This is a genomic window from Microbacterium aurantiacum (genome assembly GCF_031625015.1).
GTDB classification, from domain to species: Bacteria; Actinomycetota; Actinomycetes; order Actinomycetales; family Microbacteriaceae; genus Microbacterium; species Microbacterium aurantiacum.
In genome coordinates, this window is record NZ_JAHWXH010000003.1 from 132,026 (window position 1) to 152,789 (window position 20,764).

Sequence of the window (20,764 nt, forward strand, 5' to 3'; positions counted from 1 at the left end):
CGCTGGGGAGGTCATGGCACATCTGCTGGGGGCCGAGGCCCTGCACCTGGAATTCCCGACCAAGGTCGTCTTCGACGCCGTCTCCCTCGGCGTCGACGAGGGGGACCGCATCGGCATCGTCGGCCGCAACGGAGACGGCAAGAGCTCTTTGCTCGCGATGCTCGCGGGTCGCCTCGCGCCGGATGCCGGCCGCGTCACGGTCCGTGGTGGTGTCCGCGTCGGGGTCCTCGACCAGGGCGACACCCTCGATGACACCCACACCATCGCCCGTGCGGTCGTCGGCGACACCCCCGAGCACGAATGGGCGGGCGATGCGCGCACGCGCGAGGTGATCGCGGGGCTCCTCGGCGATCTCGCGTGGGACGCGCCCGTCGTCGACCTCTCGGGCGGCCAGCGGCGCCGCGTGGCGCTGGCGGCGCTCCTCGTCGGCGACCACGACGTGATCTTCCTCGACGAGCCCACCAACCACCTCGACGTCGAGGCCATTGCCTGGCTCGCAGACCACCTCCGGCGCCGGTGGCCCGCCGGGTCCGGCGCGATGCTCGTCGTGACCCACGACCGGTGGTTCCTCGACGAGGTCTGCACGCGGACGTGGGAGGTCCACGACCGCATCGTCGAACCCTTCGACGGCGGCTACGCCGCCTACATCCTGCAGCGCGTCGAGCGCGACCGGCAGGCGGCGGCGATCGAGGCGCGCCGCCAGAATCTCGCCCGCAAAGAGCTCGCGTGGCTGCGCCGCGGCGCGCCCGCGCGCACGTCGAAGCCGAAGTTCCGCATCGATGCGGCCAACGCCCTCATCGCCGACGAGCCGGAGATCCGCGACGCGACCCAGCTTCGGGCGCTCGCCGTCTCCCGGCTCGGCAAGGATGTCGTGGACCTCCTCGACACGGGCGTCTCCTACGACGGCCGTGAGGTGCTGCACCCGTTCGAATGGCGGATCGCGCCGGGGGAGCGCACGGGCATCCTCGGCGTGAACGGCGCGGGGAAGTCCACGCTGCTGGGTCTCGTCTCCGGAGAGATCGAGCCGACGACGGGTCGGGTCAAGCGCGGCAAGACCGTGCGGGTGGCCACGCTCACGCAGCGACTCGACGAGCTCGAGCAGCATCTGGACGATCCCGTGCGGGTCGTGATCGCCGGACTCCGCACGACCTACAGCTTCGGGAGCGGCTCGAAGGAGCAGGAGCTGACGCCCGGACAGCTTCTCGAGCGCATGGGGTTCTCCAGTGCACAGCTGTCGACACCGGTCAAGGATCTCTCCGGGGGGCAGAAGCGGCGCCTTCAGCTGCTGCTGATCCTGCTCGAGCAGCCGAACGTGCTCATCCTCGACGAGCCGACGAACGATCTCGACACCGACATGCTCGCCGCGATGGAGGATCTGCTCGATTCCTGGCCGGGCACGCTGCTGGTGGTCTCCCACGACCGGTACTTCCTCGAGCGCGTCACCGATCAGCAGTACGCGATCCTCGGGGGTCGGGTGCGGCACCTCCCGGGCGGCGTCGACGAGTACCTCCGCCTGCGCCAGCGCCAGCGCGAGGAGCCGCAGGCCGGGAGCAGGGACGCTCCGCCTGACGGCGCTTCGGGTCTGTCCGGTGCGGACCTGCGCGCCGCGCAGAAGGAGAGCGCCGCGCTCGAGCGCCGGCTGGAGAAGCTGGAGAAACAGATCGCCGCGGCGAAGGCGGCCCTCGCCGAGCACGACCAGGCCGACTATGTCGGGCTCGGGCGCGAGATGGAGCGCATCGGCGCGTGGGAGAGCGAGCGCGACGAGGTCGAAGAGCGCTGGTTCGCGCTGTCCGAGCAGATCGGCTGACACGCGGGCGGGCGCCCGGGACGGTCAGCCGTCGAAACCGAGGCTCAGTTTGCGCAGGAGACCCGCCAGGCGTTCCCGATCGGCGCGGGAGAGCGCGGCCAGAAGGAGCGCCTCCGCGTCCACCAGTCGGGTGATCGCGGCATCCACCCGCGTCCGTCCCTCCTCGGTCAGGGTGACCAGCACGCTGCGTCCGTCATCGGGATCCGCTTCGCGCCGCACCAGGCGCCGTCCCACGAGCCGGTCGATCCGGTTGGTCATCGTCCCCGACGACACCAGCGTCTGCTGGAGCAGCTGCTTCGGGCTGAGCTGGAAAGGCTCGCCGGCGCGGCGGAGGGCGGACAGGACGTCCCACTCCCACGGCTCCAGCTCGCTCCGGCGGAACGCCTCCCGGCGGGCGCGGTCGAGGTGCCGGGAGAGGCGGTCGACACGCGAGAGGACTTCGAGCGGGGAGAAGTCCAGGTCCGGTCGCTGGGTGCTCCAGGCACCGACGATCCGGTCCACCTCGTCGGTCTGGCCAGCCATCCCTCCATTATGGCCGCGCCGGGTCTGGCAGACTTGACGGGCGACCCGCAGGGCCGCGGTCCGCCGTAGTGTAACGGCAGCACGACAGCCTTTGGAGCTGTGAGGACCAGGTTCGAATCCTGGCGGCGGAGCATGACCCAACACCCCTCCTCGGACGCGCCCCTGGCCGTCATCGTCCTCGCCGCCGGCCAGGGCACGCGCATGAAGTCCGCGCTGCCGAAGGTCCTCCACCGCATCGGAGGACGGACCCTCGTCGGGCATGTCCTCGCGACGGCGGCGGCCCTCGAACCCGACGCCGTGGTGACCGTGGTCCGCCACGAGCGCGACCTCGTCGCGCGGGCCGTGGCGGATGATCTGCCGGGCGTCCGGATCGTCGACCAGGACGAGGTGCCCGGCACCGGGCGCGCCGTCGAGCTCGCCCTCGGCGCCCTCGAGGACTTCGACGGCGACGTCCTCGTCCTTTCCGGCGACGTGCCGCTTCTGCAGGAGCAGACCCTGCGTTCGATCCTCGACGCCCACCGGGCGGGCGCCGCGTCCGCCACCCTGCTGACGGCGGTCCTGGACGACGCCACCGGCTACGGTCGCGTGCTGCGCTCCGCGGACGGCTCGGTCTCTCGGATCGTCGAGCAGAAGGACGCCTCCGCCGAGGAGGCCGCGGTCACCGAGATCAACGCCGGTGTCTACGTCTTCGCCGCCGCGCGCCTGCGCAGCGAGCTCGCGCGGGTGGGCACCGCCAACGCGCAGGGCGAGAAGTACCTCACCGACGTGGTGGCGCTCCTGCGCACCGCGGGGGACGCGGTTGCCGCGGTGGCCGCACCCGACGCCGACAGCGCGCTGGGCGTGAACGACCGCGTCCAGCTCAGCGACGCCGCCCGACTGCTCAACGCCCGCACGGTGCGTCACTGGCAGCGCGAGGGCGTCAGCATCCTCGATCCCGCGACCACGTGGATCGACGTCACGGCCACCCTCGCCCCCGACGTGACGGTGCTGCCCGGCTCGCACATCCTCCGCGCGACCGTGGTCGACGAGGGGGCGACGATCGGCCCCGACACGTCCCTGGTGGACTGCGAGGTCGGCGCGAACGCGACCGTCACCCGAACCGATGCGACCCTCGCTGTCATCGGTGCGAACGCCACCGTCGGCCCGTTCGCCTACCTGCGTCCCGGCACCGAACTCGGAGAGGGCGGGAAGATCGGCACGTTCGTCGAGACCAAGAACTCCACCATCGGCGCGCGCAGCAAGGTGCCGCACCTGTCCTATATCGGCGACACCACCATCGGGCGCGGCGTCAACCTCGGCGCGGGCGCGATCACGGCCAACTACGACGATGTCACCAAGCACCGCACCGAGATCGGGGACGAAGTCCACTCGGGCTCGCACAACGTCTTCGTCGCGCCCGTTAGGATCGGAGACGGCGCCAAGACCGGAGCGGGAGCCGTCATCCGCAAGGATGTCCCCCCGGGGGCTCTCGCCCTGAGCGTCGCCCCCCAGCGCAACATCGACGGCTGGGTCGAGAAGAACCGACCGGGTACCGGTGCCGCGCAGGCCGCGGCCACGGCTCGGTCCGCACAGAAAGCGGACGATGGGTCGCAAGAACAGAACGGTTGAGCTCGATCGGGACAACGAGATCGCCCCGGGGCTGATCGCGAAGACGAAGAAGCGTCTGGTCGTGGCACGGGGGTCCTCGCACCCCGCCCTCGCCGCGGATGTCGCGCAGTCCCTCGGAACCGAGCTCGTCCCCACCGAGTACCGCACGTTCGCATCGGGCGAGATGCTCACGCGCTTCCAGGTGTCGATCCGCGGATGCGACCTGTTCCTCATCCAGAGCTTCGGTCCGCCCGTGAACGAGTGGCTGATGGAGACGCTGATCATGCTGGATGCCGCCAAGCGCGCGTCCGCGAAGCGGATCACCGTCGTCGCTCCGTACTACCCCTACTCCCGCCAGGACAAGAAAGGTCGCGGGCGCGAGCCGATCAGCGCCCGCCTCGTCGCGGACCTGCTCAAGACCGCCGGCGCGGACCGCGTCATGAGCGTCGACCTGCACGCGGCCCAGATCCAGGGCTTCTTCGACGGCCCGGTCGACCACCTCTTCGCCAAGCCCGTCCTCCTGGAGTACTTCCAGCGGACACTGAGCGCGGACGACCGCGCCCAGCTGACCGTGGTCTCGCCCGACACCGGGCGCGTCCGCGTGGCCGACACGTGGTCGGACTCCCTCGGCGCGCCGCTGGCGATCATCCACAAGCGCCGGGACCCGAACGTGGCGAACCAGGTGACCGTCAACGAGATCGTCGGAGACGTCTCGGGCCGCGTCTGCCTCCTCGTGGACGACATGATCGACACCGGCGGCACGATCGTGAAGGCCGCGGAGGCGCTCAAGGCCAACGGCGCGACGCGTGTGATCGTCGCCGCCACCCACGCGATCTTCAGCGACCCGGCGGCCGAGCGCCTGCAGAGCCCCGCGATCGACGAGGTCGTCGTCACCGACACCGTCCCGATCCCCGACGCCAAGCGCTTCCCGAGCCTCACGATCCTGCCGATCGCTCCGCTCCTGGCGCGGGCGATCCACGAGGTCTTCGAGGACGGCTCGGTCACGAGCATGTTCGACGGCGCCGCCTGAGACGACACCGCCAGGTCGGGCTCTCCGAGCCCGCCCGTAGAGTCCGATGTGAGGATGGAAGCCTGCGCTTCCGTCGCCCGGCGGAGGCCCCGCCGTGGAAGGACCGCACGATGATCCGTACCGCCCTCGCTCCCCGTCCCGTCCGCGTCTCCGCCGCCGTTGCCGCGGTCGCAGGTGCCGCGCTCCTGTCGGGGTGCTCTCCCGCGACCACGGACGCCGGCACCGACGGCGGAACCTCGGTCGAGGAGGGTGCGGGATCCGCGTCCGGCCCCTACGCCGACGGCACCTACACGGCGGAGGGGTCGTACGCGACGCCGGAATCGGTCGAGTCGATCGAAGTGACCCTCACCCTCGCGGACGACGTCATCACGGCCGTCGAGGTCGTCGGCGACCCGCAGAAGGCGGAGTCCCAGCGCTACCAGGAGCAGTTCGTCGGCGGCATCTCCGACGAGGTGGTCGGCCAGAACATCGACGACGTGCAGGTCTCGCGCGTCGCGGGCTCGTCTCTCACCAGCGGGGGCTTCAACCAGGCGCTCGAGACCATCAAGTCCGAGGCCGCGGGCTGAGCCGCGTGTGAGCGAGGTCTGGCGGTTCGACGCCATCGGCACCCGATGGCAGATCGAGACCCCGCAGCCCCTCTCCGGCGCCCTGCGCACGCGCGTGGAGGAGATGATGGACGCCTTCGACCGCACGTGGTCGCGCTTCCGCTCGGATTCCCTGGTGTCCGCCCTGGCTGCCACAGGCGGGTCGGCCCCGGCCCCGGCGGATGCCGCACCCATGCTCGCGCTGTACGAGGAGCTCTCCCACGCGACGGCGGGTGCGGTCAATCCCCTCGTCGCGGCCTCGCTGTCGGCCCTCGGATACGACCCCGCCTACCGGCTCACCCCCACGGGCGTGACCGTGCCGGCCCCGTCCGCGTGGACGGCCGCCGTCTCGATCGCCGACGGTCGACTCCGTGCGGCCCCCGGAGCGCTGCTCGACGTCGGCGCGCTGGGCAAGGGTCGCCTGGTCGACATCGTGGGTGAGACGGTGACCTCCGAGACGGGAGCCTCGGCGACCGTCGACGCGGGCGGCGACATCCGCGTGTGGTCATCGACGGAGCGCATCGGCCTCGAGCATCCGTACGACTCCACGCGCGTCATCGGGGTCTGGGAGGTCACGGATGCCGCGCTGTGCGCCTCCGCGACCAACCGGCGCGCCTGGGGAGAGGGGCTCCACCACGTCCTGGACGCCCGCACCGGCGAGCCGATCGACAGCGTCGCGGCGACGTGGGCGGTCTCCGACAGCGCGATGCGCGCGGACGCGGCAAGCACCGCCCTCTTCTTCGACGGGGGTGCGGAGCTGGCGGCGCGGTGGGGTGTCGCCTGGGTCCGCATGTTCACCGACGGGCGGGTGGAGTTCTCGCCCGGATGCCCGGCCGAGCTGTTCACACGCCGCAGGAGCGTGAACACTTGACACGAGGGAGTTCCGCACCATGCTCACCGCGCTGACCGCCGCCGGGAATCGGGTCTTCGCCGGGCTCGGGCGCATATCGATGTACCGGACGGCCTTCTTCGCCCTCGCGGCGCTCGCGCTCATCTCCCTCGCGCTGTCGCTGTGGGGGCTCGTCTCGCCGACCGCGGCGGAGATCGTCGTGTCCGCCGCGGTCCTCGGCCTGGCGTGCGCCGGCGTCGATGCCGGCGCACGTCGGCTGCTGGGTCTGCCGTGGCGCGTGGAGTCGTCGCTGATCACCGCGTTGATCCTGCTCTTCGTGCTCCGACCGACCCTCGATCCTGCGGCGCTCGGCGGACTCGCGATCGCCGGGGCGATCGCGTCCGCATCGAAGTACCTGCTGGCGTGGCGCGGGCGTCACCTGTTCAACCCCGCCGCCGTGGGAGCCACCGCGATCACCCTTCTCGCGGTCGCATGGCCGGAGCTCGGCGCGTCCTCGTGGTGGGTGGGGACGCCCGCGCTCGCCGCCCCCGTGATCGTGCTGGGCCTGGTGGTGCTCTGGCGGACCGAGAAGGTCCGCGTCATCGCGGTCTTCCTCGTCGTCGCGGTCTCCGTGGCCCTGGTGCGCACCTCGGCGGCATATCAGGCGGTGGGTCAGGCCGTCGAGGTCGCCGACATCTTCTGGCCGATCCTGTGGTCCTCGCCGTTCCTGTTCCTGGGCGCCTTCCTGCTCTCCGAACCCCTCACGATGCCGCCCCGTCGCGGTCAGCAGTTCCTCGTGGCCGGGGTCGTGGGATTCCTCGCCGGATGGCCGATCGACGTGGGAGCGATCAGTCTCGGGCAGGAGCGGGCCCTCCTCATCGGCAACGCGGTGGCCTTCGCCCTGGCCGTCCGCACCGCCGTGCGCCTGGCGCTTCAGTCCCGGGTGGCGCGGACGCCGACGGTTCGGGAACTCACGTTCCGCGTCGCCGACCGGGTGTCGTTCGTGCCCGGCCAGTATCTGGAGCTCGAAGTGCCGCATCGGCGACCCGACGCGCGCGGCACACGGCGAGAGTTCAGCATCGCCTCGGCGCCGGAGGATCTGCCGGTGCTGCGCGTGGCGTTCAAGGAGCCCCGGGAAGGGGCGCCGCGCAGCACGTTCAAGAAGGCTCTCGCCGAGGTCGAGCCGGGGGAGACGCTGGCGATCACCGGGGTGTGGGGTGACTTCGTCCTCCCCAGGCGCTCGGGCGCACCGGTGCTCATGGTGGCGGCGGGGATCGGTGTCACTCCGTTCGTGTCGCAGCTGCGCCACCTTCGTCTGGCGGGGGAGGAGCGCGACATCGTCCTCGTGTACGTCGCGTCGGACGCCGCCGAGCTCGCCTATCGGGACGAGATCGAGGCGAGTGGGATCCCGGTCATCGTGTTCACGCGCGATCGTCCGGCCGATCTGCCCGGCCACTGGACCTGGGCCCGCGGAGTGCGTCTGGACGCCGACGGACTCCTCTCGGTCGTACCCGACATCGCGGGGCGGCACGCGTACGTCTCGGGGCCGGCGGGGCTTATCGCCGACCTCGCGCCGGCGCTGGAGCGCGCCCGGTCGCTCACCACCGACGCGTTCAGCGGATACTGACCACCGACGCGTTCCGCGGACATCGACCGCCGACGCGTTCCACGGCTACGGCGCCGGAGTGCTCGGTCGCGCCGGGAGGCGCAGCTCGAAGGTGGTGTCGCCCGGTGCGCTCCGGACCGAGAGGCTGCCGCCGTGCGCCTCGGCGATCGCGCGCGCGATGGAGAGGCCGAGGCCCGTCCCGCCCGTCTGGCGGGCTCGGGACCGGTCGGCGCGGGAGAACCGTTCGAAGAGCTCCTCGGCGAGGGCCGGGTCGATCCCCGGCCCGTCGTCGTGGACGCTCAGGACCGCATCGCCCCGGTCCCGCGACACACCGACGGTGACGGTCGTCCCCGCCGGTGTGTGGGTGCGCGCGTTGGCGAGGAGGTTCGCCGCGACCTGGTGGAGGCGGCCGGCGTCTCCGGCGACGACCACGGGCTCCGGCTCGGTGTCCAGGATCCACCGGTGATCGGGTCCGGTGGGGCGGGCGTCTTCGACGGCCTCGAGGGCGAGTCGGGTGAGATCGACCGAGCCGAAGACCAGCTCCTGGCCCTCGTCGAGACGGGCGAGGAGCAGGAGATCCTCGACCAGGGCCGTCATGCGCAGCGACTGCGCCTGGATGCGCTCCAGGGAGGCCTGGGTGGTCTCGCCCGCGGCGTCCGGATGCTGGCTGATCGCGCGCAGCGACAGCTCGGAGTAGCCGCGGATGGAGGCCAGCGGCGTCCTCAGCTCGTGGCTGGCGTCGGCGACGAAGGCCCGCATCCGCTCTTCGTTGCGCTGTCTCGCGCTCAGTGAGCGCGAGACGTGTTCGAGGAGGGTGTTGAGGGCGTGACCCACCCGGCCGATCTCGGAGTACTGGTCCACCTGGTCCTCGGGGACGCGGGCGGTGAGGCTCACCTCCCCCTCGGACAGCGGCATGGCCGCCACGCGGGACGCGGTGTCGGCCACGGTCCGGAGGGGTCGCAGGCCCGCACGGATGATGACGGCGATCGCCACGCCGAGCAGGAGCAGTCCGCCCGTGGTGACCAGGGCGACGGTGGTGAAGATCTGGCCGAGGGTCGCGGTGACGGGGGCGACGGGGAGACCGGCGAGGAAGAACAGTCCGCCGGGCTGAGCGCTGAGGAACACCCGATGATCGCCTTCGCCGGGGATCTCGACCGTGGAGATGCCGGAGCGGTCGAGCTGGGCGAGGATCTCGTCGATGTCGTCCGCGCTCAGCTCGGTGACCTGCTGCGGGCCCGACACGTACGCGCCCGACAGCCCGGACGGGCCCTGCAGGACGAACACGAAGCCCTCGGGCTGGCGGCCGCTGGCGAGGATGTCGGCGGCGGTCGCGCCGGGGTCCAGGCGCACCGTCACGCTGCTGACGGCGTTGGCCAGCTGCGTGTTCAGGTTCGCATCGAGGATGCGCCCCAGGACCGCGCCCGTGGCGATGCCGACGAGGGTGAGGATGAGGGCGACCATCCCGATGACCGTCACCATGAGGCGCGTCTGCAGGCTCCCGCGCACCCCCGGCCGTTTCCGGGCGGCGGGGACCGTCACTGCGGCGCCTTGATCAGGTACCCCACCCCGCGCACCGTGTGGATGAGCGGTTCCCGTCCGGCGTCGATCTTCTTCCGCAGATACGAGATGTACAGCTCCACGACGCTCGAGCGTCCGCCGAAGTCGTAGTTCCACACGCGATCGAGGATCTGGGCCTTGGACACGACGCGGCGCGGATTGCGCATGAGATACCGCAGGAGCTCGAACTCCGTCGCGGTCAGCTCGATCTCCACGCCCGCGCGTTCGACTTCGTGGCTGTCCTCGTTCAGGGTGAGGTCCGCGACGCGCAGGATCGGTTCCGTGCCGCTGGTGAGGGCGGTGCCCGCGCGGCGCATGAGCGCCCGCAGGCGCGCCACCACCTCTTCCAGACTGAAGGGCTTGGTCACGTAGTCGTCGCCGCCTGCGGTGAGACCGGCGATGCGATCGCCGACGCCGTCCTTGGCGGTCAGGAAGAGGACGGGCACGTCGTCGCCGGACTGTCGCAGCCGCTGCAGAACCGCCATTCCGTCGAGGTCCGGCATCATCACGTCGAGCACCATCGCATCGGGTTGGAAGTCGCGTGCACCCTGAAGCGCCTCGAAGCCGCTGCCGGCCGTCCGGACATCCCACCCCTCCATCCGCAGCGCCATCGACAGCAGGTCGGTGAGCATCTGCTCGTCGTCGACGACGAGGACGCGCAACGCGGATCCGTCGGGGCGGGTGAGGGCGGGTGCGGGTGCGGTCATGGATCCCAGTGTTCCGCCTCATCTATGGGATTCCTATGGCCGCACCTATGCCTCTCCTGTGAGTCGAGCAGCTCGCACATAGCGTTCGCATGACCGCCGCCGTGGTCGCTCATCAGGCGCGATCCTACGGTCGACCCGACGGACGGGTGAGGACCCGCCGGAAGGAGAAGCATGTACGGCACGTATCTCCGGCGCGAGCTCGCTGGACGCAAGAAGCAGACGGCGATCGTCGCGGCGGGAATGGCGGTCGCGATCGCCCTCGTCATCGTCGTCAACGCCCTCGCCGCCGGGGTGCGAGACGCGCAGGACGCGGCTCTCGCCTCCGTCTACGGGATCGGAACGGACCTGACGGTGGCCGGTGCGGCCGCCGAGCCCGGCGAACGCGGCGGCATGTTCGAGTTCGATCAGGATGCCGGGGCGACCGATGCGGACGGAGGAACCACGCTCAGCCAGTCGCGGCTGACGACGGAGCCCGGCCGTGGGACCCTGGACGCCGCGGACGTGGACACCGTCGCGGGCGTGAGCGGTGTCTCCGGCGCCACCGGCGCGCTGAGTCTGGTGAACATGAGCTTCTCGGGCGAGCTGCCCGCGCGCCCGGACGACGCGGCCGGCGAGGGAACGGGAACCCCGCCGGGCGGAACCGAGGGTGACGCGCCCGCGGGAGGAGGAGGTTTCGGCGGTGGCGCGTTCGGTGTCGACTCCTTCACCGTCCTCGGGATCGATCCGGCCGTCACGGCGGTGGGACCCCTGTCGGCCGTCGCGGTGGATGCGGGGCGTGCGATGGAAGCGACGGATGCCGGAGCCGCGGTCGCCGTTGTCGACGCCACGTACGCGGCGTCGGTCGAGGTCGCCGTCGGTGACGACATCGAGATCGGCGGCACGGCGTTCGAGGTGATCGGCGTGGTCGCTTCGACCTCGTCTGCCGCGGACACCGCCTCGGACGTCTACATCCCGCTCGATGTCGCTCAGGGCCTCGCCGGAGTCGGTTCTGTGGTGTCCACGGTCTACGTGCAGGCGGCATCCGTCGACGACATCGGCGAGGTGCACGCGCAGCTCGACGAGGTGCTGCCGGAGGCCACGATCAGTGCACCCGCGGATCTCGCCGCCGGCGTCTCGGGGTCACTCTCGAGCGCATCGGCTCTCATCGCGTCGCTCGGAACGTGGCTCTCGGTGATCGCCCTCGCCGTGGCGCTCATCCTCGCCGTCCTCCTCACCGTGTCGGGGGTCACCCGGCGCACACGGGAACTCGGCACGCTGAAGGCGCTCGGATGGTCGGATCGCCGGGTCGTCGGTCAGGTGGCGGGGGAGTCCCTCGTCCAGGGTCTGCTCGGCGGACTCGCCGGTCTCGCCCTCGGCCTCGGGGCGATCGCCGTCATCGCCGTTGCGGCGCCCAGCTTCACCACCACCGCGGAGTCGCCCGCTGCCGGACCCGGCGGCCGGGGAGACCCCGGGGGCTTCGCCGACGCCATCGCCGCGCATACCGAGATCGTCCTCACCGCGCCGGTGACGCCGGCGGTCATCGGTGCAGCCGTCGGCATCGCGGTGCTCGGCGGTCTGCTCGCCGGCGCCGCGGGCGGATGGCGCGCTGCGCGGCTGCGGCCCGCCGAAGCCCTGCGGTCCGCGGCATGACCTCGGCCTCCGACCACTCGACCCGACACCCCCGAACAGGAGACCTCCCCATGTCCGACACGTTGCAGCCCGACCTGACCGTATCCGACGCCCGCGAGCACGAGACCACCCCCGTGTACCGACTGGAGGGGGTGACCCGTGTCTACACCGGCAAGGGGCGATCGGTCACCGCCCTCGACGCTGTGGACCTGACGATCGCCGCGGGCGAGTTCGCGACGGTCCAGGGGCCGACCGGAGGGGGGAAATCAACCCTTCTCCAGATTCTCGGTGCCCTCGACTCCCCGACATCGGGGCGTGTCCTCCTCGGAGAAGCGGACTTGGCACGCGAGTCCCGCGCCGCGCTCGCGCGCATCCGAGCGCAGGACATCGGGTTCGTGTTCCAGGCGTTCAACCTCATCCCCACCCTCACCGCGGCGGAGAACGTCGACGTCGGACTCGAGCCGCTGGGACTCGCGCGTGCCGAGCGGGAAGAACGGGTCCGCGCGGCGTTGGCGCAGGTCGACCTCGCCGAGCGCGCGGACCATCGACCCGGTGAACTCTCCGGCGGTCAGCAACAGCGTGTGGCGATCGCGCGCGCGCTCGTGAAGAAGCCGAGGGTCCTCCTCGCCGACGAGCCGACGGGGAATCTCGACGAGCGAACGCGGGACGAGATCCTGCAGCTGATGGAGGGCCTGTGTGCCGAGGGGCTCACGATGGTGGTCGTCACGCACGACTCCGCCGTGGCTCGAAGGGCGCACCGTCGCCTGCGGCTCGAGCGCGGTGTGGTGCGGGAGCAGCGCGGCTGAGTCACACCACGGCGCGGGCGTGCGCGGCCAGGCGGTCCGACAGGGCGTCGTGGTCGGCATCCCTCTCCTGAACCTCCGGGTGGGCGTCGAAGTACTCCAGGATGCGGCGCGCGCCCTCGTCGAAGGTGACGGTCGTCTGGAACGCGGGCACGAGCGCCTGCACCTTCGACACGTCGAACACCATCGAGTGCGCCTTGTCGCCGAGGAGCGTCGGACCGATCTCGGGCGCCGCCGCCGCGATCGTCTCGGACGCGACATGGACGAGGTCCGGATGCGCGACACCGGCCGCGTCGGCGAGCCAGCCGTAGATCGCGTTCCAAGTGGGGGCCTGGGTGCCGGTGACCGTGAACGCCTCGCCGAGCGCGGCGGGATGGCGGAGCAGACCGGTGACGGCGACCGCGACGTCGTCGCTGTGGGTGATCGTCCACAGGCTCGTGCCGTCCCCGTGGACGAGGACGGGTCGCCCCTCCCGCATCCGCGCGATGTCGGTCCAGCCGCCGAGGGTCGGCAGTGCGCGCTCGTCGTATGTGTGCGACGGGCGGATGATCGTCACCGGGAACCCGCGCTCGCGGTACGCCTCCACCAGCAGGTCCTCGCAGGCGATCTTGTCGCGGGAGTATTGCCAGAAGGGGTTCCGCAGCGGAGTGGACTCCGTGACCGGAAGCCGCGAGGGCGGCGTCTGGTAGGCCGACGCGGAGCTGACGAAGACGTATTGGTCGCACCGTCCCTCGAACAGCTCCACGTCGGCGCGCACCTGGTCCGGTGTGAAGGCCAGGAACTGGGCGACGACGTCGAAGCGACGCCCCGCCACGGCCGCGCGGACGGCGTCGCGGTCACGCACATCCGCGTCCAAGCGCTCGACGTCCTCCGGGATCGTGCGGCTGCCGAGCCCGCGATTCATCACCGTCACCCGGTGTCCGACGGCCACTGCGGCCCGCACGCACGCCGCGCTGATGATCCCGGTCCCGCCGATGAAGAGGATGCTCGCCATCGTCCGACCCTAACGCGACGCCCGCCTCGCGCGGGGCGGAGGCGGGCGTCGACGAAGCCGGGGACGGCTCAGTGGGTGTCTTCGGCTTCGATCTCGGTGCGGTCGCCGGACCACAGGGTGTGGAAGGTGCCGTCCTTGTCGATGCGCTTGTAGGTGTGCGCGCCGAAGAAGTCGCGCTGACCCTGGATGAGCGCGGCGGGCAGGCGCTCGGCGCGGAGTCCGTCGTAGTAGGCCAGCGAGGACGAGAACGCGGGGGCGGGGATGCCGGCCCCGGCGGCGGTCTGCACGATGCGGCGCCACGCGTCCTGGCCGCGGCCGAGGGCCTCGACGAAGTACGGTGCGGTCAGCAGCACCGGAAGGTCGGGGGTCGCGGCGTAGGCGTCGGCGATGCGGTTGAGGAACTGGGCGCGGATGATGCATCCGCCGCGCCAGATCTTCGACACCGCACCGAGGTCGATGTCCCACCCGTACTCGGCCGCTCCCGCGCGGATCTCGTCGAACCCCTGGGAGTACGCGACGATCTTCGATGCGTAGAGGGCCAGGCGTACCTCCTCGATGAATGCGTCCGCGTCGGCGACGTCGAGCGCGTCGGCGGGGCCGGGGAGGTCGCGCGAGACGGAGCGCTGCTCGGGGTGGCTGGAGAGGGAGCGGGCGAAGGTGGCCTCGGCGATGCCGGAGACCGGAACACCGAGCGACAGCGCGGTCTGCACGGTCCACGCGCCGGTGCCCTTGGCGCCTGCCTGGTCGAGGATGACGTCCACGAGGGGCTTCTGCGTCTCGGCGTCGACCTGGCGGAGGACCTCGGCGGTGATCTCGATCAGGTAGGACTCCAGCTCGCCGCGGTTCCACTCGGCGAAGACGTCCGCGATCTCGGCGGGGCTCTTGCCGGTCCCGCGGCGGATGAGGTCGTAGGCCTCGGCGATCAGCTGCATATCGGCGTACTCGATGCCGTTGTGCACCATCTTGACGAAGTGGCCGGCACCGTCATGTCCGATGTGGGTCACGCAGGGCTCGCCCTCGGCGACGGCCGCGATCGAGCGGAGGATCGGTCCGAGCGTGATCCAGGACTCGTCCGAGCCGCCGGGCATGAGGGACGGGCCGAGCAGCGCCCCCTCCTCGCCGCCGGAGACGCCCATGCCGACGAAGTTGATGCCCGTGTCGCGCACGGCCTTCTCGCGGCGGATGGTGTCGCTGAACAGGGCGTTGCCGCCGTCGACGATGATGTCACCCGGCTCGAACACCTCCACGAGCGCGTCGATGACGGCATCCGTGGGGCCGCCGGCCTTGACCATGATCACCGCGGTGCGGGGACGGACGAGGCTCGCGGCGAACTCGTCGTACGAGAAGGCGGGCACGAACCCGGCCTCCGGGTGATCGGCGACGAGCTCGTCGGTCTTGGCACGGGAACGGTTGTAGACCGCGACGACGTTCCCCTCGCGCGACGCGAGGTTCCGGGCGAGGTTGGATCCCATGACCGCAAGACCCACCACGCCGATGTTCGCGCGCGCCTCGGCGGGGTGATCGGTCCCGGTCGGCTCGGGGGCGGGGCGGGGAACGTCCTCCGGCGCCGGAGCGCCCTCGTGGAGATCGGCCGAACCCGGCGCCTCGTCGTGGTCGTTGCTCGTGCTGGTGGTGTTCATACCTCTCCTCGTGCGTGCCGACCGGGCATCCGCAGCGTCAGGGGCTGCTCCCGGGACCGGTCCTAGCGTAGTGGGGTGTCCTCGGGGCTCCGGGTGCGTGTGACGGCCCGGCGGGTGAGGTCTGTGATGCGGTCCCAGTCGCCGGCGTCGATCGCGTCGGCGGGCAGCATCCACGAGCCGCCGACGGCGAGGACCGAGGGCACCGCGAGGTATTCGGGGGCGGTGGCCTCGTCGATGCCGCCGGTGGGGACGAATCCGAGGCCGGAGAAGGGGGCGCCGAGGGCGCGGAGGGCGGGGATGCCGCCGGATGTCGCGGCGGGGAAGAACTTCACGGCATCGACGCCCAGGGCGAGCGCCGTCTGCACCTCGGTGGCGGTGACCGCTCCGGGGAGGACCGGGATGCCGTGATGCCGGCAGCGCTCGATGACCTCCGCGCTCGTTCCCGGTGACACGACGAAGCGTGCGCCGGCGTCCACGGCCTCATCGACCTGGTCGGCGCGCAGCACCGTGCCTGCACCGACGAGGACGCCGCTCTCCCGGGCGACCGCGGCGATGGCGTCGGCCGCGGCGGCGGTGCGGAACGTGATCTCCGCGACCGGCAGCCCTCCCTCGGCGAGGGCGTCGGCGATGCGAAGCCCCTCCTCGGCGGTGCGGGCGGTGACCACGGGAACGACGCGGTGACGGGCGAGGTCGGCGAACACGGGGGACAACATCATCTCCTTCGTCCGCTCGAGCGGTCTCGCGCGGAAGGCGAAATGATCATATCATTGGCCGCGCGGCGACGATGCGCCGCCCTTGCCCTCCCGACGACGGATCAGGACACCATGCTCATTCTCGCCCTCGAGGCCAGCACGACCTCGGCCAAGACGATGCTGTTCGACACCGAGAGCGGCGAGACCTCCGTCCGCAGCCGCCGGTTCGAGGTCGACGGTCCCGACAGTGCGGTCCGCGACGGCGACGCCGTCTACACCCAACTCATGGCGCTCGGCCGGCAGGCGGCATCCGGACGTCCCGTCGATCTCATCGTCCTCAGTGGCACGTGGCATGGACTGACGCTCCGCGAGGCGGACCTGTCGGCGGTCACTCCGGTGATGGAATGGCCCTACACCGGCGCGCAGGATCTCTGCGCGCGTCTCCGCGCCGACGCCGACTTCACCTGGTGGTTCCACGAGCGCACCGGGTGCATGGTCAACGCCGTCTATCCCGCCTTCAAGCTCCGCCACCTCGCCGAGACGGGAGTGGCGCTCGCCGGCCGACGGATGCTGGACCAACCCACGCTGGTGTTCGCCCGGCTGACCGGCGAGGTGCGGATGAACGCCTCCCTCGCCTCGGGCACCGGGCTGCTGAACGCGCACACCGTCGACTGGGATCCCGAGGTCATCGACCGTCTCGGCCTCGCGGGCGTGGAGCTTCCCCCGCTCTGCGCCCCCGACGAGTCCTTCCCGCTCACCGCGGAAGCCGCGGTGCTGTTGGGGCTCCGCCCGGGGATCCCCGTCCTCACCCCGGGGCCGGACGGCGGTCTCAGCCAGATCGGCGACCTCGCCACCGAACCGGGGGACATGACCTTCTCGATGGGGACGAGCGGGGCTCTGCGCTTCTCCACGCGGCATCCGTCGCTGTCGCCGACCCTCAGCACCTGGTCGTACCGCTCACCGCTCGGTGCGCTCAGCGGTGCGGCCACCTCCGGGTGCGGCAACTGCGTCGACTGGGCGCGCGAGCGCCTCTTCGGCGCATCGACCGACTACGCGGAGATCGAGCCGCAGCTCTCCGCGGACCGCGAGGACGTCCCGGTCTTCCTCCCGTTCCTGTTCGGCGAACGCAGCCCCGGCTGGCAGGACCAGCGACGCGGCGGGCTGGTGGAGCTGCGCCCCCAGCATTCGCGCGTGGACATGTACCAGGGGGTTCTGGAGGGGATCGTCTTCTCGCTGTACCACTGCTTCAAGGAGCTCACCGCGCTGAACGGGGCCCCGCGCAGGATCGTGCTGTCGGGAGGGGTGCTGTCGTCCCCGTTCTGGACACGACTGACCGTAGACGTCTTCGGGGTGCCGATGGAGGTCTCCCCGCGCCAGCACAGCTCCATCACCGGCGCCGTCCGGATGGGCCTTCGCGCGTCGGGGCTCCCGCAGACGCACCCGGCGCTGGACGCCGCCGAGCCGGAGATCCTGCACCCCGATCCCGCGCGGCGTTCACAGTACGACACCGGATTCGCCCGCTACCTCGAGCAGTACACCCGGAGCCTCCCCGGGGCGGAGGGGCGGGCATGAGGGTCCTGGTGACGCCGACCTCCCTGAGCGCGGACCGCGACCATCCGGCACTGGCGCCGCTGCGGGATCTGGATGCCGAGCTGGTCTTCAATGACGCCGGGCGGCCGCTCACCTCCGTCGAGGTCGCGCACGCCCTCGTCGGCGTGGATGCGGTGATCGCCGGCCTCGACGACTTCGACGCCGCCGCCCTCGCGGGCGCGGATCGCCTCCGCCTCATCGCGCGCTACGGCGCGGGCGTCGACAACGTCGACCTCGACGCGGCGCATGCCCGCGGAGTCGCGGTGACGCGCACCGCCGGAGCGAATGCGGCCGCGGTGGCCGAGATGGCGATCGCCCTCGCCTTCGCGGCGGCGCGCGGCATCCCGATCCTCGATGCCGGTGTGCGCGCGGGGAAGTGGCCGCGGGGACGCGGGATCGAGCTGGGGGGCCGGTCGTTCGGCGTTCTGGGCTTCGGGGCGATCGGCCGTCACGTCGCGGCGCTCGCGCGAGGGCTCGGCATGCGCGTCTCGGCGTGGGACCCGCTCCTGCCCGATGCGGAGATGGCCGCGGCCGGCGTCACGCCGCGGGCGCTGGATGACCTGTGCGCGACCAGCGACGTCGTGAGTGTGCACGTGCCGCTGGTCCCCACGACGCGGCACCTCCTCGACGCGACGAGACTCGCGATGCTCCCCCCCGGGGGCATCGTGATCAACACCGCGCGCGGCGGGATCCTCGACGAGGAGGCGGCGCGCGCCGCCCTCGACGCCGGTCGGCTGCACGCGGTCGCCGTGGACGTGTACGAGAGCGAGCCGCCCTCGGCGTCGCCTCTCATCGGGCATCCGCGGGTCGTCTCCACGCCCCACAGTGCGGGGCACACCGCCGAGGCCGTCACCCGCATGGCCGAGGGGACGGTCGCAGCGGTGATCGCCCTCGTCCGAGGCGAGGAGCCGGAGGGGCTGGTCAGCGCACGCCGCGCACCTCGCTGAGGACCGCTTCGACGTAGCGACGCGTGTGCAGCTCGGCGCCGTCGGCGTCTCCTCGGGCGATCGCATCGGCGGTCGCCACGTGGTTGTGCAGCGCTTCGGAGTAGGGGACGCCGGGAGTCAGGCCCAGGTGCGAGCGCCCGGCGATGACCGCGGCAATGGGTGCCTTCGTCGCGGCGAGCATCAGGTTGCCGCTGGCGTCGAGGATGAGGTCGTGGAAGGCGACGTCGACGTCGAGATACTCCTCCGACGCCCCCTCGCCGGCGTTGCCGAGTTCCTCCAGGCGCGCGGCGAGGCGCACGATCTCGGCGCGCTGGACGTCGGACGCGCGCTGCGCGCTCAGCCGGGCGGCGATGGGTTCGATCGCCGCGCGCAGCTCCGTGACGACGATGAGCTGCTGATCCCGGCGGGGTCCGCGCAACTGCCAATCGATCAGCCGCGTGTCCAGCGCGCTCCACTCCGCGACGGGGCGCACCGTGATGCCCACACGGCGCCGGGAGGAGAGCATCCCCATCGCCTCGAGCACGCGCACGGCCTCGCGGATCACGGTGCGCGACACGCCGTACTCCGTCTCGAGGCCCGCCAGGGTCAGGACGGACCCCGGCGCGAGGGCGCCGGATGCGATGCGGACGCCGAGTGCGTCGAGCACCGGTCCGTGGGATGCCTGGGCCACGCCGCTCCTTCCAAAAGGTATGACGACATGTTGCCAAAGATACGATCTTTGTGTGAGGATGCTCACGGTCGTCGACGTGCCCCCGCGGTTCGCGCCGACACCGCTCGAATCCTAACGCGGGAGCACGGACCCCCCGGGGGGTGCTCCCATTCCTCTCATCAACGGAGATCTCGATGGAAGATTGGACCCAGACCCTGGGGACCCTGCCGCTGCTCGGCATCGCTGCCGGCGCGATCGCGCTCATCCTCGTGATGATCATCGTCTTCAAGGTGCACGCCTTCCTGACGCTGATCATCGTGTCGCTGCTCACCGCGCTCGTCGCGGGTGTGCCGATCGGTGCGATCGCGACGACCCTGACCGGAGGGTTCGGCGCCACGCTCGGCACCGTCGCCCTCCTCGTGGCGCTCGGCGCCATGCTCGGGAGGCTGATCGAACACTCGGGAGGCGCCAAGGCTCTCGCCGACAAGTTCGTCGAGGTCTTCGGCGAGAAGCGCGCGCCGTTCGCCCTCGGTATCGCCTCGCTGATCCTCGGATTCCCGATGTTCTTCGACGCGGGCCTGGTCATGATGCTGCCGATCATCTTCGCGATCGCCCGGCGCGTGTCGAAGAACAACGTCCTGCTGTTCGGCATCCCCGCCGCCGCCGCGTTCTCGGTGATGCACGTCTTCCTGCCGCCCCACCCCGGGCCCGTCACGGCGTCCGAGCTCTACGGAGCGAACCTCGGCATCGTCCTGCTCATCGGCCTCGTCATCGCCTTCCCGGTCTGGTACGTCTCCGGCTACCTGTGGGGGAAGTTCATCGCCGCGCGCATCCCGCTCCCCGTGCCGAACCTCTTCGGAGAGCTCGACGAGGACCAGCCGACCAACCCGCCCAAGCCGCGGACGATCATCCTCCTGCTCCTGCTGCCGATGTTCCTGATCTTCCTCAACACGGGCCTCACGACCCTCGCCTCCGCGGGCTTCGTCTCGATCGACAGCACGTGGGTGCAGGTGCTGGTCCTGCTCGGCAACTCCGCCGTGGCCCTCCTCATCACCGTCCTCGTTGCGATCGTGGTCCTCGGCCGTCGCCGCGGTGAGAACGGCACGGCGCTCGAGAAGATCGTCGACTCCGCCCTCGGCCCCGTGGCCTCGGTCATCCTCATCACCGGAGCCGGTGGCATGTTCGGTGCGGTGCTCCGCGCGTCCGGCATCGGCGACGCGCTCGCCGACTCGCTCGCGGACCTCGGCCTGCCGATCATCGTCGCGGCCTACATCATCGCCGTCGTCATCCGTCTCGCCCAGGGCTCGGCCACCGTCGCCCTCGTGACGGCTGCGGGACTGGCGGCTCCGGCCGTCATCGCCGGCGACTTCAACCCCGTCCAGATCGCCGCGATCACCCTTGCGACCGCCGCCGGTTCCGTGTTCGCCGGTCACGTCAACGACTCCGGCTTCTGGCTGGTCGGTCGCCTCATGGGGATGGACGTCAAGACCACTCTGAAGACCTGGACCGTGCAGCAGGCGATCGAATCGGTCTTCGCGTTCGGGCTGGTGCTCATCGTGTTCGCCGTCGGCTCGATGCTCTGATCCGGCGCCCCACCCACCGCCTTCGACCC

General features: G+C 71.4%; 18 protein-coding genes and 1 tRNA gene. 12 read left to right on the forward strand and 7 right to left on the reverse strand.

Annotated features, from left to right (window positions below):
- Positions 1 to 13: 13 nt before the first annotated feature.
- Complete coding sequence (locus tag KZC50_RS13410; RefSeq protein ID WP_310892009.1) at positions 14 to 1,807, forward strand: ABC-F family ATP-binding cassette domain-containing protein; 1,794 nt, start codon at positions 14 to 16, stop codon at positions 1,805 to 1,807.
- Between the two features lie 24 nt (positions 1,808 to 1,831).
- Here the strand turns inward: KZC50_RS13410 and KZC50_RS13415 are convergent, their stop codons facing one another.
- Positions 1,832 to 2,329: a MarR family winged helix-turn-helix transcriptional regulator gene (locus KZC50_RS13415; RefSeq protein ID WP_236968835.1), complete on the reverse strand. Its 498-nt coding sequence runs from the start codon at positions 2,327 to 2,329 to the stop codon at positions 1,832 to 1,834.
- Between the two features lie 59 nt (positions 2,330 to 2,388).
- Here KZC50_RS13415 and KZC50_RS13420 point away from each other — a divergent pair.
- The 6 genes from KZC50_RS13420 (at position 2,389) to KZC50_RS13445 (ending at position 7,986) form a co-directional block, all read left to right on the forward strand.
- Positions 2,389 to 2,460 (forward strand) — tRNA-Gln (locus KZC50_RS13420).
- Between the two features lies 1 nt (position 2,461).
- The gene (gene glmU / locus KZC50_RS13425; protein WP_236968834.1) at positions 2,462 to 3,937 is read left to right on the forward strand and encodes a bifunctional UDP-N-acetylglucosamine diphosphorylase/glucosamine-1-phosphate N-acetyltransferase GlmU; all 1,476 of its coding nucleotides are present in this window, start codon (positions 2,462 to 2,464) and stop codon (positions 3,935 to 3,937) included.
- Complete coding sequence (locus KZC50_RS13430; protein WP_053548739.1) at positions 3,912 to 4,946, forward strand: ribose-phosphate diphosphokinase; 1,035 nt, start codon at positions 3,912 to 3,914, stop codon at positions 4,944 to 4,946. Before glmU ends, KZC50_RS13430 begins: the two co-directional genes overlap by 26 nt.
- A gap of 110 nt (positions 4,947 to 5,056) precedes the next feature.
- Positions 5,057 to 5,512 (forward strand): FMN-binding protein, encoded by a 456-nt coding sequence (locus KZC50_RS13435; RefSeq protein ID WP_310892010.1) that lies wholly within the window; start codon positions 5,057 to 5,059, stop codon positions 5,510 to 5,512.
- Positions 5,513 to 5,519: 7 nt separating this feature from the next.
- Complete coding sequence (locus tag KZC50_RS13440; RefSeq protein ID WP_301133597.1) at positions 5,520 to 6,401, forward strand: FAD:protein FMN transferase; 882 nt, start codon at positions 5,520 to 5,522, stop codon at positions 6,399 to 6,401.
- A gap of 19 nt (positions 6,402 to 6,420) precedes the next feature.
- Positions 6,421 to 7,986, forward strand: a complete 1,566-nt coding sequence (locus KZC50_RS13445) for an FAD-dependent oxidoreductase (protein ID WP_310892011.1) — start codon at positions 6,421 to 6,423, stop codon at positions 7,984 to 7,986.
- A gap of 45 nt (positions 7,987 to 8,031) precedes the next feature.
- On the opposite strand, the gene KZC50_RS13450 is transcribed toward KZC50_RS13445, so the two are convergent.
- Together KZC50_RS13450 and KZC50_RS13455 are read right to left on the reverse strand one after the other, a co-directional pair.
- Positions 8,032 to 9,504, reverse strand: coding sequence for a sensor histidine kinase (locus KZC50_RS13450; protein ID WP_310892012.1), 1,473 nt, complete (start codon positions 9,502 to 9,504; stop codon positions 8,032 to 8,034).
- The gene (locus KZC50_RS13455; protein WP_310892013.1) at positions 9,501 to 10,229 is read right to left on the reverse strand and encodes a response regulator transcription factor; all 729 of its coding nucleotides are present in this window, start codon (positions 10,227 to 10,229) and stop codon (positions 9,501 to 9,503) included. Before KZC50_RS13455 ends, KZC50_RS13450 begins: the two co-directional genes overlap by 4 nt.
- Positions 10,230 to 10,400: 171 nt before the next feature.
- On the opposite strand from KZC50_RS13455, the gene KZC50_RS13460 reads away from it, so the two are divergent.
- Both KZC50_RS13460 and KZC50_RS13465 read left to right on the forward strand, forming a co-directional pair.
- Entirely contained in the window at positions 10,401 to 11,858 is a 1,458-nt protein-coding gene (locus tag KZC50_RS13460) for an ABC transporter permease (protein WP_310892014.1), read from the forward strand.
- Positions 11,859 to 11,908: 50 nt separating this feature from the next.
- Positions 11,909 to 12,643 carry an ABC transporter ATP-binding protein gene (locus tag KZC50_RS13465; RefSeq protein ID WP_310892015.1) on the forward strand — a complete coding sequence of 245 codons (735 nt, stop codon included), beginning with the start codon at positions 11,909 to 11,911 and terminating at the stop codon, positions 12,641 to 12,643.
- A gap of 1 nt (position 12,644) precedes the next feature.
- Here KZC50_RS13465 and KZC50_RS13470 read toward each other — a convergent pair whose 3' ends face one another.
- The 3 genes from KZC50_RS13470 to eda form a co-directional block, all read right to left on the reverse strand.
- Positions 12,645 to 13,634: an NAD-dependent epimerase/dehydratase family protein gene (locus tag KZC50_RS13470; protein WP_310892016.1), complete on the reverse strand. Its 990-nt coding sequence runs from the start codon at positions 13,632 to 13,634 to the stop codon at positions 12,645 to 12,647.
- A gap of 68 nt (positions 13,635 to 13,702) precedes the next feature.
- Positions 13,703 to 15,274 carry an NADP-dependent phosphogluconate dehydrogenase gene (gene gnd / locus KZC50_RS13475; protein WP_310892017.1) on the reverse strand — a complete coding sequence of 524 codons (1,572 nt, stop codon included), beginning with the start codon at positions 15,272 to 15,274 and terminating at the stop codon, positions 13,703 to 13,705.
- A gap of 62 nt (positions 15,275 to 15,336) precedes the next feature.
- Positions 15,337 to 15,987: a bifunctional 4-hydroxy-2-oxoglutarate aldolase/2-dehydro-3-deoxy-phosphogluconate aldolase gene (eda, locus tag KZC50_RS13480; protein WP_375294608.1), complete on the reverse strand. Its 651-nt coding sequence runs from the start codon at positions 15,985 to 15,987 to the stop codon at positions 15,337 to 15,339.
- A gap of 111 nt (positions 15,988 to 16,098) precedes the next feature.
- On the opposite strand from eda, the gene KZC50_RS13485 reads away from it, so the two are divergent.
- Positions 16,099 to 17,538 carry a gluconokinase gene (locus KZC50_RS13485; protein ID WP_310892018.1) on the forward strand — a complete coding sequence of 480 codons (1,440 nt, stop codon included), beginning with the start codon at positions 16,099 to 16,101 and terminating at the stop codon, positions 17,536 to 17,538.
- An 8-nt stretch (positions 17,539 to 17,546) separates the two neighbouring features.
- A complete protein-coding gene (locus KZC50_RS13490) occupies positions 17,547 to 18,503 on the forward strand; it encodes an NAD(P)-dependent oxidoreductase (RefSeq protein ID WP_310892019.1) in 957 nt (318 codons plus the stop codon).
- On the opposite strand, the gene KZC50_RS13495 is transcribed toward KZC50_RS13490, so the two are convergent.
- Positions 18,478 to 19,173 carry a FadR/GntR family transcriptional regulator gene (locus KZC50_RS13495; RefSeq protein ID WP_082334776.1) on the reverse strand — a complete coding sequence of 232 codons (696 nt, stop codon included), beginning with the start codon at positions 19,171 to 19,173 and terminating at the stop codon, positions 18,478 to 18,480. The two genes, KZC50_RS13490 and KZC50_RS13495, sit on opposite strands and share 26 nt — an antisense overlap.
- Before the next feature lie 173 nt (positions 19,174 to 19,346).
- On the opposite strand from KZC50_RS13495, the gene KZC50_RS13500 reads away from it, so the two are divergent.
- On the forward strand, positions 19,347 to 20,735 hold the full coding sequence (locus KZC50_RS13500; RefSeq protein ID WP_301133578.1) for a GntP family permease: 1,389 nt from the start codon (positions 19,347 to 19,349) through the stop codon (positions 20,733 to 20,735).
- Positions 20,736 to 20,764: the final 29 nt, after the last annotated feature.